Source organism: Leifsonia sp. Leaf336, from assembly GCF_001423695.1.
In the GTDB taxonomy this organism is placed as follows: Bacteria; Actinomycetota; Actinomycetes; order Actinomycetales; family Microbacteriaceae; genus Leifsonia.
The window spans coordinates 1,231,765-1,245,452 of sequence record NZ_LMOZ01000002.1 but is presented as its reverse complement, the minus strand read 5'-3'; the positions used below and the strand labels follow the sequence as shown (position 1 = coordinate 1,245,452).

Below are 13,688 nucleotides of genomic sequence, written 5' to 3'. Positions count from 1 at the left end.
CGGGTTGTTTCTGTGGGTGCTCACGATCGGCTAGTTTACGCGGCCCCTCCGACGCTCGCAGGCGAACGCCAGCCCGCTGGCAGCAACGACACAGGAATCAGCGCGGCCTTGAGGCGCACGCCCCGGCCCGCCTGGGCTTCGAGTGCGTCGATCACCACGCGGAGGTCGTCGGCGAGCCCGACGGCGACGGCGCGCGTCGGCGGCCCGAAGGCGTCGCGTTCGCGGACGTCGAGCAGTCGCAGCACGGCCTCCTCCCCCGGCGTCCCGGCCACGGCGGCGGCGATCCGGCGCGCGAAGACGCGCGGCGTCTCGGTGTCCGGCGCCGACCAGCCGAGGTCGCGGGCGGTGTCGCGCAACTCGTCCCACACGACGGTCGCACCGCCCCACGACTCGCCGAGCCGTCTCAGCCGCGCCCGTCTTCGCATCCGCCGGAGGACGGCGGGGGTGAGCAGCACGGCGAGGACCAGCAGCGCGACGCCGAGACCGGAGAGCACCGGCTGCAGCGGCGACGGCGGGGTCGTCCCCGCCGCTCCCGCGACGTTCGCGGGGTCGGTGGGCACCAGCTTGCGCGGGGCCGAGGACGCGCCGGGCGCGGAAGTGGGGGCGGACTGGCCGGGCAAGGCGTCGGGGCGTGTGTAGCTCGGGATGGTTCCGCGGCCGACGGTCGGCTCGAACGGCACCCAGCCGACGCCCGCGAAGTACAGCTCCGGCCACGCGTGCAGGTCGTCGCTGGTCACGGTGTACACGCCAGGGCTGTTCGCGGTCCCGCCGGAGGACGTGCCGGGGAGGTAGCCCTCCGCGACGCGCGCCGGAATGCCGAGGGTCCGCGCCATCAGCGCCATCGCGGACGCGAAGTGGACGCAGTAGCCGCTCTTGACCTCCAGGAACTTGGCGATCACCCGGGCGCCGTCACCGTCGTAGCCCTGCTTGAGCGGGGTCTGCGTCGAGTACACGAACCCGTTGTCGCGGAAGTAGTCCTGGAGCGCGACGGCCTTGTCGTATTCCGAGACCGATCCCGCCGTGGCCGCCAGGGCCGTCTGCGCGATGATCGCCGGCGTGTTCGGCGGGAGGAACAGATCGCGCTCCACGTCGGTCGGGACGAAGCCTCCCGCCGCCTTGAGCTGGTCGGCGGTCGGTGCCAGCAGGAGGCTGGTGGCCGTGTACTTCTGCCCCTGCGTCGTGACGTTGATGCCGCCGAGCGTCAGGTCGTCCGGGTCCCACGACCAGGTGCCGTTCAATCCCTTCACCGATTGCACGGGGGCGGGGACCGGCAACCACCGGCTGGTCATATCGTCGATCTCCACCGACGTCGTGAACTTGGTGCTCTTGACGCTGTCGGACAGCCCGGCGACGGGGCCGATCGCGACACCGTTGGAGAGCCGCTTGGTGTCGCGCTCGCGGTGCTTCCAGACCGACCCGGTGAACTGGTCGAGCGACGCGAGCTTCAGGTACTGGCCGGTGGGCGCGTTGGTCGTGTAGGTGAGGGCGCGTACGGCCGCGGGACGCCGGAGGTCCTTGCCCAGATCGATCAGCGGGGTCACGGTGCCGCCGATGGAGATGCCGCCGGCGGTGAAGGAGGTCGCGCCGCCTTTGTCGAACCCCGGTGCCGTGCCGGCCAGGAGCATGGCCACGACCACGGCGGCCGCGCCGATGGAGAGCGACGCCGCCGGCCGCGGCGCTCCCGGGCGTCTCGTCCGCACGTCCGAGCGCAGCAGCCACAGGAACGCCGCGGCGGACGCCGCGAGAGCGCTCGGGTCGAGCCCGTCGCCGAGCAGGGCCCCCGGAACGACGAGCACGACGGCGACGGCGATGGCCGTGTACCCCGGCGCACGGAACGCGACCGCGAGAGCGTCGAGGACGATCGCGATGATGCAGGCGCCGCCGATCACCAGGAACAGGAATTCCGGGAGGCTCTCGGCCGGCGTGCCCTGCTGATAGATCGAGAGCATGGCCTGTTGCGCGTACTCGCCCCAGCGTTGCACGGTCCCCGCCGTCGGGATCAGACCGAGCAGGCCGGTGCCGTTGCCGAAGCCGACGGTCATGATCATCGCGGCCAGCACGAGCAAGAGGAGCGGGACGATCCTCCTGTGGACGCCGACGGACCGCAGGCCCGCGCCGGCGACGAGCAGGAACGAGCTCGTCAGCATGAGGCCGAACCACCACGTCGGCCCTTGGATCAGCCCGACGAGGGCGATGCTCAGCGCGAGCATCTGGAGCACGAGGGCGCCCGTGAGCCGCCAGTAGGCCTGCCGGCGCCGCACCCCCGCCATTCCGAGCGAGACCGCCTCGCTAACCATGGCCGACCACCGCCCTCTGCCGGTCGAGCGCGCGCTGCCAGACGTCGGCCGGATCGTCTCCGGCGGAGAAGCCGACGCACAGCCAACCGGCGTCGGCCAGCACCTCCCCGGCCTCCGCGGACGCCCCCTCCCCGAGGAACGCCACGGCCGGGTCGCCCATCCCGCGCAGCGCGGCGAGCGAGCCGAGTTCGGGGGTGCCGTCGAGCAGGACGGCGAAGATCGGAACGGCGCGACCGGCACGGCGCAGCCCGGAGGCGAGCTCGGCGACCGCGTCGTCGCGGAGGTCCGGACCGGCCTCCACCGCGGCGAGGTCGGCGAGCAGCAGCCGGTCGGCCGTGCCCCGGTCGTACGTCGGGGTGACCGAGCCCAGGGTGCCGGTCCGTCCGGCGCCGCTGCGCCCGGAGAGCTGGCGCGGCGCGGTCTCGACGACGCTGAGCACGAAGCCCTCGTCGAGGAGGTGCACTCCGACCGACGCGACCAGCTCGACCAGCGTCTCGAAGAGCGGGTCGCCGGAGTCGGACGGGAGCTGCTGCAGCGGCGACCGGCTGGTGAGGCGGGTGTCCATCAGGAGCCAGGCCTCCGGATTGCTGCGCTGCTCCTCCTGGCGCACCATGAGCTTGTCGTGACGCGCGGTGGCCCGCCAGTGCACGCGGCGCAGCGGGTCGCCCGGCCTGTACTCGCGCGCGATCAGCTCGTCGGCGCTCGGGATGCTGTGGCGCTGGAGCTCGTGCTCCGCGCCTTCGCTGTGGGCGACGTCCAGCTCACCGCTCGACAGCGGGACGACCCTCGGGGTCACCAGGAACTGCCGCGGCTGCCCCACCGTGTACTCCGCGTACGCGACGCCGAAGGGGTCGGTGCGGCTCACGATCAGCGGCCCGACGGGGTGCGAACCGCGCCGCAGCGCGACCACGTCCTGACGCAGCACGACGGTGTCGCGCCCGTGCGTGACGTTCACCTGGTGCGCGCCGAGCCGTGGGAAGGGCGCCGACGCCTGCACCACGACGCCGCTCGGGGCGAACTCGCGCCAGCGGGCCGGCGGGCTGGGCCTCGTCGACTGGTTGCGCGCCGTCGTGACCATGGTCGCCTCCTCGCCAACGGCGACGACGTCCGGATGGAAGCTGCGGGCGACCGTCAGCCGCGGCCGGTCGATGGTCACCGAGATCATCGCCGCGAGCGGCAGCACGGTGAGGAAGACGCCGACGAAGAGCACATCGGTGCGACCGAAGAACGCGGACGCCGCCAGGGCGACGACTCCGACGGCGCCGAAGGCCCAGCCGCGCGCGGTGGGGCGCGGCTTCCTGACGGGCGACGATGCCCCGGCGCGCCCGCGCACGACTACTCCCTGCCCGTTGAGCCCGCGCGAGCGGAGGCCGTGCCCGTTGATCCGGCCCCGATCGCCCCGGAGCCGACCGGCACCGGGGTCGCGGCGACGATGCGGCGGACGATGTCGGCGATCACCGGCGCGCTCTCGTGGTGGTGGCCGAGCGCCCGGCTCGTCGGCAGGAGCCGATGCCCGAGCACCGGGACCGCCAGCGCGTCGATGTCGTCCGGGAGCACGAAGTCGCGGCCCTCGAGCGCCGCCATGGCCTTCGCCGCCCGCACGAGCTGCAGCGTCGCCCGCGGGCTGGCGCCGAGCCGGAGGTCGCGGTCCTCCCTGGTCGCGCGGACCAGGTCGACCGCGTACTGCTTGACCGGAGCAGAGGCGTACACGGCGCGCGCCGTCGCCATCATCGAGCGCAGCTGCTCGGAGGTGACCACCGGCCCGATGCGCGACAGCGGGCTGGAGGTGTCGCGGGTCGTCAGCATGGCGAGCTCGGAGCCCTCGTCGGGGTAACCCATGGCGATGCGGGCCATGAACCGGTCGCGCTGCGCCTCCGGGAGCGCGTAGGTGCCCTCCATCTCGATCGGGTTCTGAGTCGCGACCACGATGAACGGCGCGCCGAGCGGATACGTGGAGCCGTCCACCGTGACCTGGCGCTCCTCCATGCACTCCAGGAGGGCCGACTGGGTCTTCGGGCTGGCCCGGTTGATCTCGTCGCCGATGACGATGTTCGCGAAGACCGCGCCCGGCTTGAACTCGAAGCGCCGCTCCGCCTGGTTGTAGACGGACACGCCGGTGACGTCGCTCGGCAGCAGGTCGGGCGTGAACTGGATGCGGCTGACCGAGCAGTCCACCGATTTGGCCAGCGACTTCGCCAGCATGGTCTTGCCGACACCCGGCACGTCCTCGATCAGGAGGTGGCCCTCGGCCAGCAGCACGACCAGGGCCGTCTGCACGGCGTCGTGCTTGCCGTCGATGACGGACTCGACGTTGGTGGTGATCTGCTCCGCGGCGCGTCTGAGCTCGTCCAGGTCCATCCCCGGCGCGGGCAGGCCCGCCTCTTCGGGGGCGACCGTGGTCTCCGTGGGCTGGCGCGTCGCGTAACTGTTCATCTCTCCACCCGGGTCATGTGGTTGACAGCAGCTCTGAGACGGCGGGAGGCACGTAGGGGCTCACGTCCCCGCCGAGGGAGGCGACCTGGCGCACGAGAGAGCTCGAGACGTGCGCGTTGGCCGGGTCGGGTAACAGGAAGACCGTCTCCACCGCCGCGAGGTGACGGTTCACGATCGCCATCGGCGTCTCGTAGGCCACATCGACCTGCGAGCGGATGCCCTTGACGAGCACGTCGGCGCCGACGTCGGTGCAGTAGTCGACGAGGAGGCCGACCGACCAGGAGGCGACGACGATCCGTCCGCCGATCCCGGCGTCTTCGATCGACCGCTCGATGAGCGCGACACGCTGGGCGATGGGCAGCAGGGCCGACTTGTCGGGGTTGTGGACGACGAGCACATGCACCTCGTCCCAGAGTCGCGCGGCCCTCTCGATGACATCGAGGTGCCCGAGAGTGACCGGGTCGAACGATCCAGGGACTACGGCGATCCTGTTCATAGGGCACCAGACTATCCCGCGATTCCCGGCATTTCGTTGTGAATCCGTTATCTTCGCAGCGCAGCGTGTTGCGTGGCCCTGCGGATCGGCGGACGCCGTCTCCGCTCTCGCGCAGTGGTCAGGACTTGCCGAGGAACGCGCGCTCCGACTCGTCCAGCCGGCGGGCGAGCGCCGCCGCGAGAGCGGGGTGCGCGGCCAGGCCTCCGTCGTCGAGCGTCTCCGCCGCCGCGACCCGCGCCTCGGAGATCAACTCGCCGTCAGACACGACCCGCAGCAGCTTCAGCGACGAACGGCCTCCGGACTGCCTGCTGCCGAGCACGTCGCCCTCCCGTCGCAGCTCGAGGTCGACGTTGGCCAGCTCGAAACCGTCGAGCGTCGCAGCGACCGCGTCGACGCGCTGCCGGGCGAGCGACCCCTCCTCCGCGTGCGTGACCAGCAGGCAGAGACCGGGCACGCCGCCGCGGCCGACACGACCGCGCAGCTGGTGCAACTGCGAGACGCCGAACCGGTCGGCGTCGAGCACGATCATGGCCGAGGCGTTGGGCACGTTCACTCCGACCTCGATCACCGTCGTCGCGATCAGGAGGTCGATGTCGCCCGCGGCGAACGCGCGCATCACCGAGTCCTTCTCGTCGGAGGTGAGCCGGCCGTGCAGCACGCCGACGCGCGTCTGCGCGAAGAGGGGGTCGGCGCGCACCTGCGCGGCAACCGACTCGACGTTGGCGGTCGGGCGCGGTGGTCCTGCTTCGCCGTCGACGGCGTCGTCCGGTGCCTCCTCGCCGTCGTCCTCCGCCTCCTTGGGGCTGATCGAAGGGCAGACGACGAAGACCTGGCGGCCTCGGGCGATCTCTTCGGAGGCCCGCTCCCAGATGCGGCGCTCCCACCCCGGGCGGTCGGCGAGCGGCACGACGAAGCTCTCGATGCCCTGGCGACCGGCGGGCAGCTGGGCGATCGTCGAGACCTCCAGATCGCCGAACACCGTCATCGCGACCGTGCGCGGGATGGGCGTCGCGGTGAGCACCAGCACGTGCGGAGGCGTGCCGCCCTTCGCGCGCAGCGCCTCCCGCTGCTCGACGCCGAAGCGGTGCTGCTCGTCGACCACCACGAGACCGAGGTCGTAGAAGCTCACCGCGTCGCCGAGCAGGGCGTGCGTGCCGACCACGATCCGGGACTGCCCGCTCACCGTCCGCAACAGCGCGCGCTTGCGCTCGGCAGTCGACAGCTGGCCGGTGACGAGCGTCGGCATGAGCTCGGCCGAGAGGTCGGGGCCGAGCATCTCGGCGATCGAGCGCAGATGCTGGGCGGCGAGCACCTCCGTCGGTGCGAGCAACGCGGACTGGCCGCCGCTGTCGGCCACGGCGAGCATCGCCCGCAGTGCGACGAGGGTCTTGCCGGAGCCGACCTCGCCCTGCACGAGACGGTGCATCGGCTCCGCCGCCGCCAGATCCTGCGCGATCTCCCGGCCGACGAGGGCCTGATCGTCGGTCAGGGTGAACGGCAGCACGGCGTCGAAGCGCTCCAGCAGGCCGCCGGGAACGGCTTGCCGCGGTGTCGCTGCGACCGTGCGGGCCTCTGCGCGCTGCTGCAGGAGGGCCGCCTGCAGCACGAAGGCCTCCTGGAAGCGCAGCGCATCGCGGGCGCGCTGCCACTGGGCGTTCTTCTGCGGGCGGTGGATGCCCTCGAGCGCGTCGCGGAAGCCCAGCAGCCCGCGCTCGGCGACGATCGACGCCGGCACGGGATCGGGGCACGGGCCCAGTGCGTCGAGCGCCAGGCCGACAGCCTTCTGCACCTGCCAGCTGGCCACGGTGCCGGTCGCCGGGTAGATCGGGATCGGCGTCTGCGCCCACTCCTTCGCCGCGGCGCTGCCTGGGGCGACCGCGTTCTCGGCGTCCTCCTCGAAGAGCTCGTAGTCGGGGTGGGCGAGCTGGAGCGCTCCCCGGTAGGCCGACACCTTGCCGGCGAAGATGCCGCGAACCCCGGGGACGAGCTCCCGCGACCGCCAGGCCTGATTGAAGAAGGTGAGCGTGAGGATGCCCTCGCCGTCGGAGATCTTGACCTCCAGGATGGAGCCGCGTCGGGCACGCATCGGTCGCTCCTGCACACGCAGCACCTCGGCGATGATGGTGACGTTCTCATCGAGCGGCAGGTTCGCCAGTGCCGTCAGCTCGCCCCGGGTCGCGTAGCGGCGCGGATAGTGCGAGAGCAGGTCGGCGACCGTGCGCATCCCGAACGCCTTCTCGAACGCGGAGGCGGTGCGTCCGCCGAGCACGCCGGTGAGCCGGGACTCGAGCGAGACGGCGCCGTCTGCGGCCGGGGCGGTGCTGGAGGTCATGGTTCGATCGTAGGGGCGGCCTCCGTCGCCGGCTCGTGCGCCGCGTCGTGCCCCGGCTCCTGACCGGCCGCTCGGGCGTGCTCCTCCACGGCCGTCAGGGCGGCGAGCTCGGCCTCCACGTCGCTCTCGCCCGGTCGCTCGGTGACCAGCCTGCGCTGGATCGCGAGCGCCTCCTGCCAGCGCCCGACCTCGCGCAGCGCGCGCGCCAGCGACCACTGCGCCGCGAACTGCTGGTCGACGGTGCCGTAGCGGTCGGCGGCCTCCCGCGCGGCCTCGAACTCGCCGACCGCCGCGTGCACGTCACCGGCGTCGAAGAGCGCCCAGCCGCGGTTGTTGTGCAGCGCCACGCCCCACCGCAGCGTACGGGCGTCGGAGGTGGACTGGAGCTCGGCGAGGCCCTCCTCGGTCCACTGCTCCGAGCGGAGCGGATCGGCGATGGCGAGCATGTGCGCCGCATCGACGGCGAGGAAGCCGTCCCCGTCGCGGCGCGCGGCGAGCAGCGCCTCCTCGAACAGCGGCACGGCCTCATCCGCGCGGCCGGCCGTGTTCCGCAGCCGGCCGCGCTCCAGAAGGATGCGCACGGCGAGCGTGCCGATGGCCGGTTCGAGGGAGTCGAGAAGGCCCTCCGCCTCGGCGAACCGGCCCTGCAGTCCGAACGCGCGGGCGCGCTGCGTCTCGATCTCGGCGCGCACCAGTTCGGAGCGGTCGGGTTCGGCGGCGGCTATCGCGAAGCGTTCGGCGGATGCGACCGGGTCGTCGAACCGCCACAGGGCGTCGAGTTCCGCCTGCTGGAGGCGTTCGTCCATCCTCCTATTCTGCTGACGGAGGCGCGGCGCCGCTAGGGCATCACGGCAGTCGGGTCGAGTGCATGCCCTAGGCTCGGATGGCTATGACCCGAATCGTCTCCGGTTTCGCCGGTTCGCTCGCGCTGCAGGTCCCCAAGAGCGGCACCCGGCCGACGAGCGACCGCGTCAGGGAGGCCGTGTTCTCGGGCTTGGAAGCGCGGGACGCCGTTCGGGGGGCGCGCGTCCTCGATCTCTTCGCCGGCTCCGGCGCGCTCGGGCTGGAGGCGGCCAGCCGTGGCGCTTCGCGCGTCGTCCTCGTGGAGAAGTCGTCGGCCGCGGCCGCGATCTGCCGCCGCAACGCCGAGGCGGTGGTGCGTGCGGCGCCGAAGGACGCCCGCCCGACCGTCGATGTGCGCGCGACGGCCGTTCAGCCGTTTCTGTCGGCCGCGTCGGCGTCCGCGTCGCGGTTCGACCTCGTCTTCGTCGATCCGCCGTACGACCTCCCGGACGCCGAGCTGCTGGCCGCACTGACCGCACTCGTGCCGCTGCTGACGGAGGATGCGGTGGTGTGCGTCGAACGCAGCACGCGCGACGGGGCGCCGACCGTGCCGGACGGGCTCGTCCTCGACCGCACGCGCGCGTACGGGGAGACCGCTGTGCACTATCTGACGCCGTCGGCAACGGAGGATTTCTAGCCGCTCCCGGTGCTCTACCGCAGCTGACGGAGGACATCCGACCGGATTCGGGCCGTATCTCCTCCGCTGGCTGCGCATCCCGCCGCCTGCGGATCCCGCTGCCTGCTTCAGCCGGCTGCGCCGTCCCACTCCTGGTACGGGTCCCAGCCTCCGCGCTCGTCGAAGGGGCGGCCACCGACCAGCAGACCGCCTCCGGCGCGCACGACGCCGAGCGGGCGGAAACCGCCGGGGAGGACGGCCGCCGCCGGGAAGCACGCGAGGAGGCCGTGGTCCTCTCCCCCGGTCAGCGCCGTGACCGGGTCGTCGCCCAGGGCGGCCGGGTCGATGTCGAGGGCGACCCCGCTCGCCTCCGCGATACGCCGCGCGTCGAGGGCGAGGCCGTCGCTCAGGTCGAGCATGGCCGTCGCGCCGGCGTCCGCCGCGAGCGGCCCGTCGGCGATGGGAGGCCGCGGCCGCAACTGCGCGTCGATCAATTCGGGATGCGCGGCGAGCACCCGGGCGAAGGCGTCGGGGTCGGGCGTGCCCTCGCCGTCCACCGCCTCCGCGAACAGCAGGCGGAGGCCGGAGGCCGCCGCCCCGAGCCGCCCCGACACGGCCACCACGTCGCCCGGTCGCGCGCCGCTGCGCAGCACCGGAGCGCGGCCCTCCAGATCGCCGAACGCGGTCACCGCGATAGTGAGCGTGTCGGACACCGACAGGTCGCCTCCCACGACTCCGCATCCCGGCGCGAGAGCGTCGCAGGCGGCACGGAGGCCGTCCGCGAACGCCTCCAGCGAGGCGACCGGGAACGAGGCAGGCGCGGCGATGGCGACGACCAGCGCGGTCGGCACAGCGCCCATCGCCGCGACATCGGACAGGTTGGTCGCCGCCGCCTTCCAGCCGAGGTCCTCCGGCGACGACCACGCCAGCCGGAAGTCCGGGCCGTGCACCATCATGTCGGTCGTGACGACGTAGCGGCCGTCGGGCGCTGCGAGCACGGCGGCGTCGTCGCCCGGGCCGACGAGGGTCGCTTTCGACTCCGGAAGACGGGGGAAGATGCGCTTCAACGCCTCCCGCTCGGACACCGCCGCGACCGTGTCGACCGCGCTCCCAGAATCCACCATGACTCCCAACGGTAGCCTGAATCCTGATGTCCGCACGCCGCTCACTCCGCCGATCTCCTCGCCGATCTCCCCGCCAGGTCGTTCTCGCCGTCACGATCGCCGCCGCCGCCCTCGCTTTGACGGGCTGTGCGCAGACGGTCTCGCTCGACCCTGGAGCGGACGCGAACGACCCCGGCTGCGCCGAGATCTCCGTGCGGCTGCCCGACTCGGTCGCCGACAAGGACCGTCGGCAGACCGACGCGCAGGCCACCGGCGCGTGGGGCGACCCCGCCGCTGTGCTGCTGCGCTGCGGAGTGCCGCCTCTCGGCCCGACCACCAAGCCGTGCGTCGACGTGAACGGCATCGACTGGGTGCTGATGTCCGACCCGGCCGCCAAGCAGGTCGTCTACCAGACGTTCGGCCGCACGCCAGCGACGGAGGTCGTCATCGACCACGTGTCAGGCGCCTCCGACGCCGCCGTGCTGCCGGAGTTCGCCTCGGCCATCGGCAGCATCAAGCAGACCGAGAAGTGCCTGTCGACGCTCGACACGTCCCTCACCCCGCCGACCGCCACGCCGACGCCGACCAGCACGCCGACGCCGACGCCCTCGCGCTGAGCTACGCCGCCGCCCGCGCCAGGGCGACCTGGATGAGCTCGTCGATCAGGTCGGGGTACGCCAGTCCGGACTCCTGCCAGCACCGCGGGAACATCGAGATCGGGGTGAAGCCCGGCATGGTGTTGATCTCGTTGACGACGAATCCCTCCGGCGTGAGGAAGAAGTCCACGCGCGCGAGCCCCTCGCCCCCGATCGCGTCGAACGCGCGCACGCCGAGGTCGCGCATCTCGGCGAGCTCGGCGTCGGTCAGCGCCGCGGGGCAGACGAGCTCGATGCCCGGAGCGTCGAGGTACTTGGCTGCGAAGTCGTAGAAGTCGCGGCCGCTGATGACGATCTCGCCGGCGACGGAGGCACGGGTCGGCTCGCCGGGGCGGCCGCCCAGAACGGCGATCTCCACCTCGCGACCGGCGACCGACGACTCGATCAGCACCCGGTCGTCCTCGGCCAGCGCCGTGTCGATCGCCGCGGGGAGGTCCTCCCACGACGACACCTTCGACACACCGACGCTCGAACCGGCGCGTGCCGGCTTCACGAATGCCGGGAGGCCGAGCGCCTCCGCGGATGCGCGCACCGTGTCGGGCTCCGTGCGCCACTGGTAGGCGGTCACCGTCTCCCAGGGGGCGACGGGGATTCCGGCCTGCTGCAGTACCGTCTTGGTGAAGTGCTTGTCCATCCCGAGCGCGCTCGCGAGCACGCCGCTGCCGACGTACGGCAGGCCGACGAGTTCGAGCATGCCCTGCACCGTGCCGTCCTCGCCCCAGGGGCCGTGGAGGATCGGGAACACGACGTCGACGGCGCCGAGCGACGACCGGGTGCCGTCGGCGGCCACGACCGACAGCTCACGAGACGCGACCGAGTCGGGCCACACGATCCGTGAGCCGTTGTCGTCGACTTCGGGGAGCGCCTCCGCGTTCAGTGCGAAGCGGGCGGCGTCGTCCGGCTGCAGCGTGAACGCGCCCTCGTGGGTGATGCCGACGGGGATGACGTCGTAGCGGTCACGATCGATCGCCGCCAGCACTCCCGCCGCCGTCGCGCAGCTGATCGAATGCTCGCTTGAGCGACCTCCAAACAGAAGTGCGACTACGACCTTGTCCGTCATCCGTTGTCCTTTCTCCCTGCGGTTCGTCATCGTCGGTGGTGAGGTGCGGCGCGATGTCCTTCGGATCCAGCGTGCCTGCGAGCACCTGACTCACCTGCTGGACGATCGGCATCTCCACCCCGCGCTCCGCGGCGAGCCGGAGGATCGGCGCCACCGAGGCGAGTCCCTCCGCGGTCTGGTTCATCTGCTTCACCACGTCGTTGAAGCTGTAGCCCTGGCCGAGCAGGCGCCCGGCGGTGTTGTTGCGGCTGAGCGGCGACTCGCACGTCGCGATGAGATCGCCGAGGCCGGCCAGGCCCGAGAGCGTCAGGGCGTCCGCGCCGTACGCGACCGCGAAGTCGGTCATCTCGACCAGACCGCGCGTGATGATGGAGGCCTTCGTGTTCTCGCCGTAGCCGACGCCGTCGACGATCCCGATCGCGACCGCGATCAGGTTCTTGAGCACGCCGCCGAACTCCGTGCCGATCACGTCGGTGTTCACGAAGCTGCGGAAGTAGCGGTTGGTGGCGGCCATCGCGACCGCCTGGGCGGTCTCCAGGCTGATCGACGACACCACGGCCGCGGTCGGCTGCTCACGCGCGATCTCGAGCGCCAGGTTGGGGCCGGAGGCGACGGCGATGCGCTCCTCCTCGACCGGGAGGCCCTGCGCGAGCACCTCGCTCATGCGCAGACCGGTGCCTTTCTCGACACCCTTCATCAGACTGACGACGATCGTCGACGGCCCGAGGTGCGGTGCGATCGCGTCGAGGTTCGAGCGCAGCGTCTGGCTCGGGATCGACACGAACACCTGCTCGGCGTCCTGCATCGCCTCCGCGAGATGGGAGGTCGCGCGCAGGTTGCGCGGCAGGTTGATGCCTTCGAGGTAGTCGCTGTTGCGCTTCACCTCGTTGATCTCGCGCGCCAGCTCCGGTCGCCGGGCCCACAGCACGACATCGTTTCCGCCGTCGGCGAGGATCTTGGCGAAGGTAGTTCCCCAGCTGCCGGCGCCGAGAACGGCGATCCGGCGCCCGGGCGTGGTCGATCGTCTGGCCGCGTGGGCCTTCTTGTCAGCCATCGAAGCGGCCGGTCTCCTTCTGGTTGTGTGCCGACGGGTCCCACCGGACCTCCGGGGCCTTCTCACCGCGCAGATCCGCCAGCAGGGCGGTGATCGCGTTCATGATGACGTCGGTCGCTTCGGTAAGAGTGGCCTGGTCGAGGCTGCGCCCCCGGAACGCCGACAGGTCGACCGGGTCGCCGACCTTCACCTGGATGGTCTTGCGCGGGAAGAAGCTGATCTTCTTGGCGTAACGCGCCATGACCTGCTGGGTGCCCCAGTGCGCCATCGGGATGACGGGGAGGTCGTGCTCCAGCGCCATCCGGGCGGCGCCGGTCTTGCCGCGCATCGGCCACATGTCGGGATCGCGCGTGAGCGAGCCCTCGGGGTAGATGATGACGACCTTGCCGTCGTCGATGATCTTCTGCGCCTCGTCGAGCGGGGCGGACCCCCTGCCCGATCCGCCACGGGCCACCGGCACCTGCCCCGACCTGCGCAGGAACCAACCGACGACCGGGATGCGGAACAGGCTCTCTTTCGCCAGGAACCGCGGCAGCCTGCCGAGCTTCCAGACCACCATGCCCATCATCACCGGGTCGATCTCGCTGTAATGGTTCGGCGCGATGATGTACGCGCCGTGCCGCGGCAGCTTGTCGCCGTCGGTGATCGTGAACCGGGCCAGGAGGCTCGCGGGCGGGATGATGAGCCCGGCCAGGACCCAGAAGACCGATGGTCTGCTCTTCTCGGACCGCCGGCGGGCCGCGCCGGAGCGCTCGGTATCGGGGTTCACGGGTTCTTCGGGATGGGGCACCGTCCCAT

General features: G+C 72.0%; 12 protein-coding genes. 2 read left to right on the top strand and 10 right to left on the bottom strand.

Going from position 1 to position 13,688, the window contains the following annotated elements; all coding sequences use genetic code 11:
* Nucleotides 1–35: 35 nt before the first annotated feature.
* From ASF88_RS14805 to ASF88_RS14780, 6 genes are all read right to left on the bottom strand, one after another.
* On the bottom strand, nt 36–2,297 hold the full coding sequence (locus tag ASF88_RS14805; protein WP_055919950.1) for a transglutaminase family protein: 2,262 nt from the start codon (nt 2,295–2,297) through the stop codon (nt 36–38).
* On the bottom strand, nt 2,290–3,630 hold the full coding sequence (locus tag ASF88_RS14800; protein ID WP_055919946.1) for a DUF58 domain-containing protein: 1,341 nt from the start codon (nt 3,628–3,630) through the stop codon (nt 2,290–2,292). Before ASF88_RS14800 ends, ASF88_RS14805 begins: the two co-directional genes overlap by 8 nt.
* Before the next feature lie 2 nt (nt 3,631–3,632).
* Nucleotides 3,633–4,730 (bottom strand): AAA family ATPase, encoded by a 1,098-nt coding sequence (locus ASF88_RS14795; protein ID WP_055919943.1) that lies wholly within the window; start codon nt 4,728–4,730, stop codon nt 3,633–3,635.
* A 13-nt stretch (nt 4,731–4,743) separates the two neighbouring features.
* Nucleotides 4,744–5,226 carry a pantetheine-phosphate adenylyltransferase gene (gene coaD / locus ASF88_RS14790; RefSeq protein ID WP_055919940.1) on the bottom strand — a complete coding sequence of 161 codons (483 nt, stop codon included), beginning with the start codon at nt 5,224–5,226 and terminating at the stop codon, nt 4,744–4,746.
* 118 nt (nt 5,227–5,344) lie between these two features.
* On the bottom strand, nt 5,345–7,558 hold the full coding sequence (locus tag ASF88_RS14785) for an ATP-dependent DNA helicase RecG (RefSeq protein WP_055919937.1): 2,214 nt from the start codon (nt 7,556–7,558) through the stop codon (nt 5,345–5,347).
* The gene (locus ASF88_RS14780) at nt 7,555–8,364 is read right to left on the bottom strand and encodes a tetratricopeptide repeat protein (RefSeq protein WP_157498364.1); all 810 of its coding nucleotides are present in this window, start codon (nt 8,362–8,364) and stop codon (nt 7,555–7,557) included. The genes ASF88_RS14785 and ASF88_RS14780 overlap by 4 nt, the downstream gene beginning before the upstream one ends.
* A gap of 83 nt (nt 8,365–8,447) precedes the next feature.
* On the opposite strand from ASF88_RS14780, the gene rsmD reads away from it, so the two are divergent.
* A complete protein-coding gene (rsmD, locus tag ASF88_RS14775; RefSeq protein ID WP_055919934.1) occupies nt 8,448–9,038 on the top strand; it encodes a 16S rRNA (guanine(966)-N(2))-methyltransferase RsmD in 591 nt (196 codons plus the stop codon).
* Between the two features lie 107 nt (nt 9,039–9,145).
* On the opposite strand, the gene thiL is transcribed toward rsmD, so the two are convergent.
* Nucleotides 9,146–10,141: a thiamine-phosphate kinase gene (thiL, locus tag ASF88_RS14770; protein WP_055919931.1), complete on the bottom strand. Its 996-nt coding sequence runs from the start codon at nt 10,139–10,141 to the stop codon at nt 9,146–9,148.
* A 26-nt stretch (nt 10,142–10,167) separates the two neighbouring features.
* On the opposite strand from thiL, the gene ASF88_RS14765 reads away from it, so the two are divergent.
* Entirely contained in the window at nt 10,168–10,737 is a 570-nt protein-coding gene (locus tag ASF88_RS14765) for a DUF3515 family protein (protein ID WP_055919928.1), read from the top strand.
* 1 nt (nt 10,738) lies between these two features.
* On the opposite strand, the gene ASF88_RS14760 is transcribed toward ASF88_RS14765, so the two are convergent.
* The 3 genes from ASF88_RS14760 to ASF88_RS14750 are packed head-to-tail and all read right to left on the bottom strand — an operon-like array spanning nt 10,739 to nt 13,680.
* Nucleotides 10,739–11,836, bottom strand: a complete 1,098-nt coding sequence (locus ASF88_RS14760; RefSeq protein WP_055919924.1) for a D-alanine--D-alanine ligase family protein — start codon at nt 11,834–11,836, stop codon at nt 10,739–10,741.
* Nucleotides 11,733–12,890 carry an NAD(P)H-dependent glycerol-3-phosphate dehydrogenase gene (locus tag ASF88_RS14755; protein ID WP_055919921.1) on the bottom strand — a complete coding sequence of 386 codons (1,158 nt, stop codon included), beginning with the start codon at nt 12,888–12,890 and terminating at the stop codon, nt 11,733–11,735. Before ASF88_RS14755 ends, ASF88_RS14760 begins: the two co-directional genes overlap by 104 nt.
* Entirely contained in the window at nt 12,883–13,680 is a 798-nt protein-coding gene (locus ASF88_RS14750; RefSeq protein ID WP_235493472.1) for a lysophospholipid acyltransferase family protein, read from the bottom strand. Before ASF88_RS14750 ends, ASF88_RS14755 begins: the two co-directional genes overlap by 8 nt.
* Nucleotides 13,681–13,688: the final 8 nt, after the last annotated feature.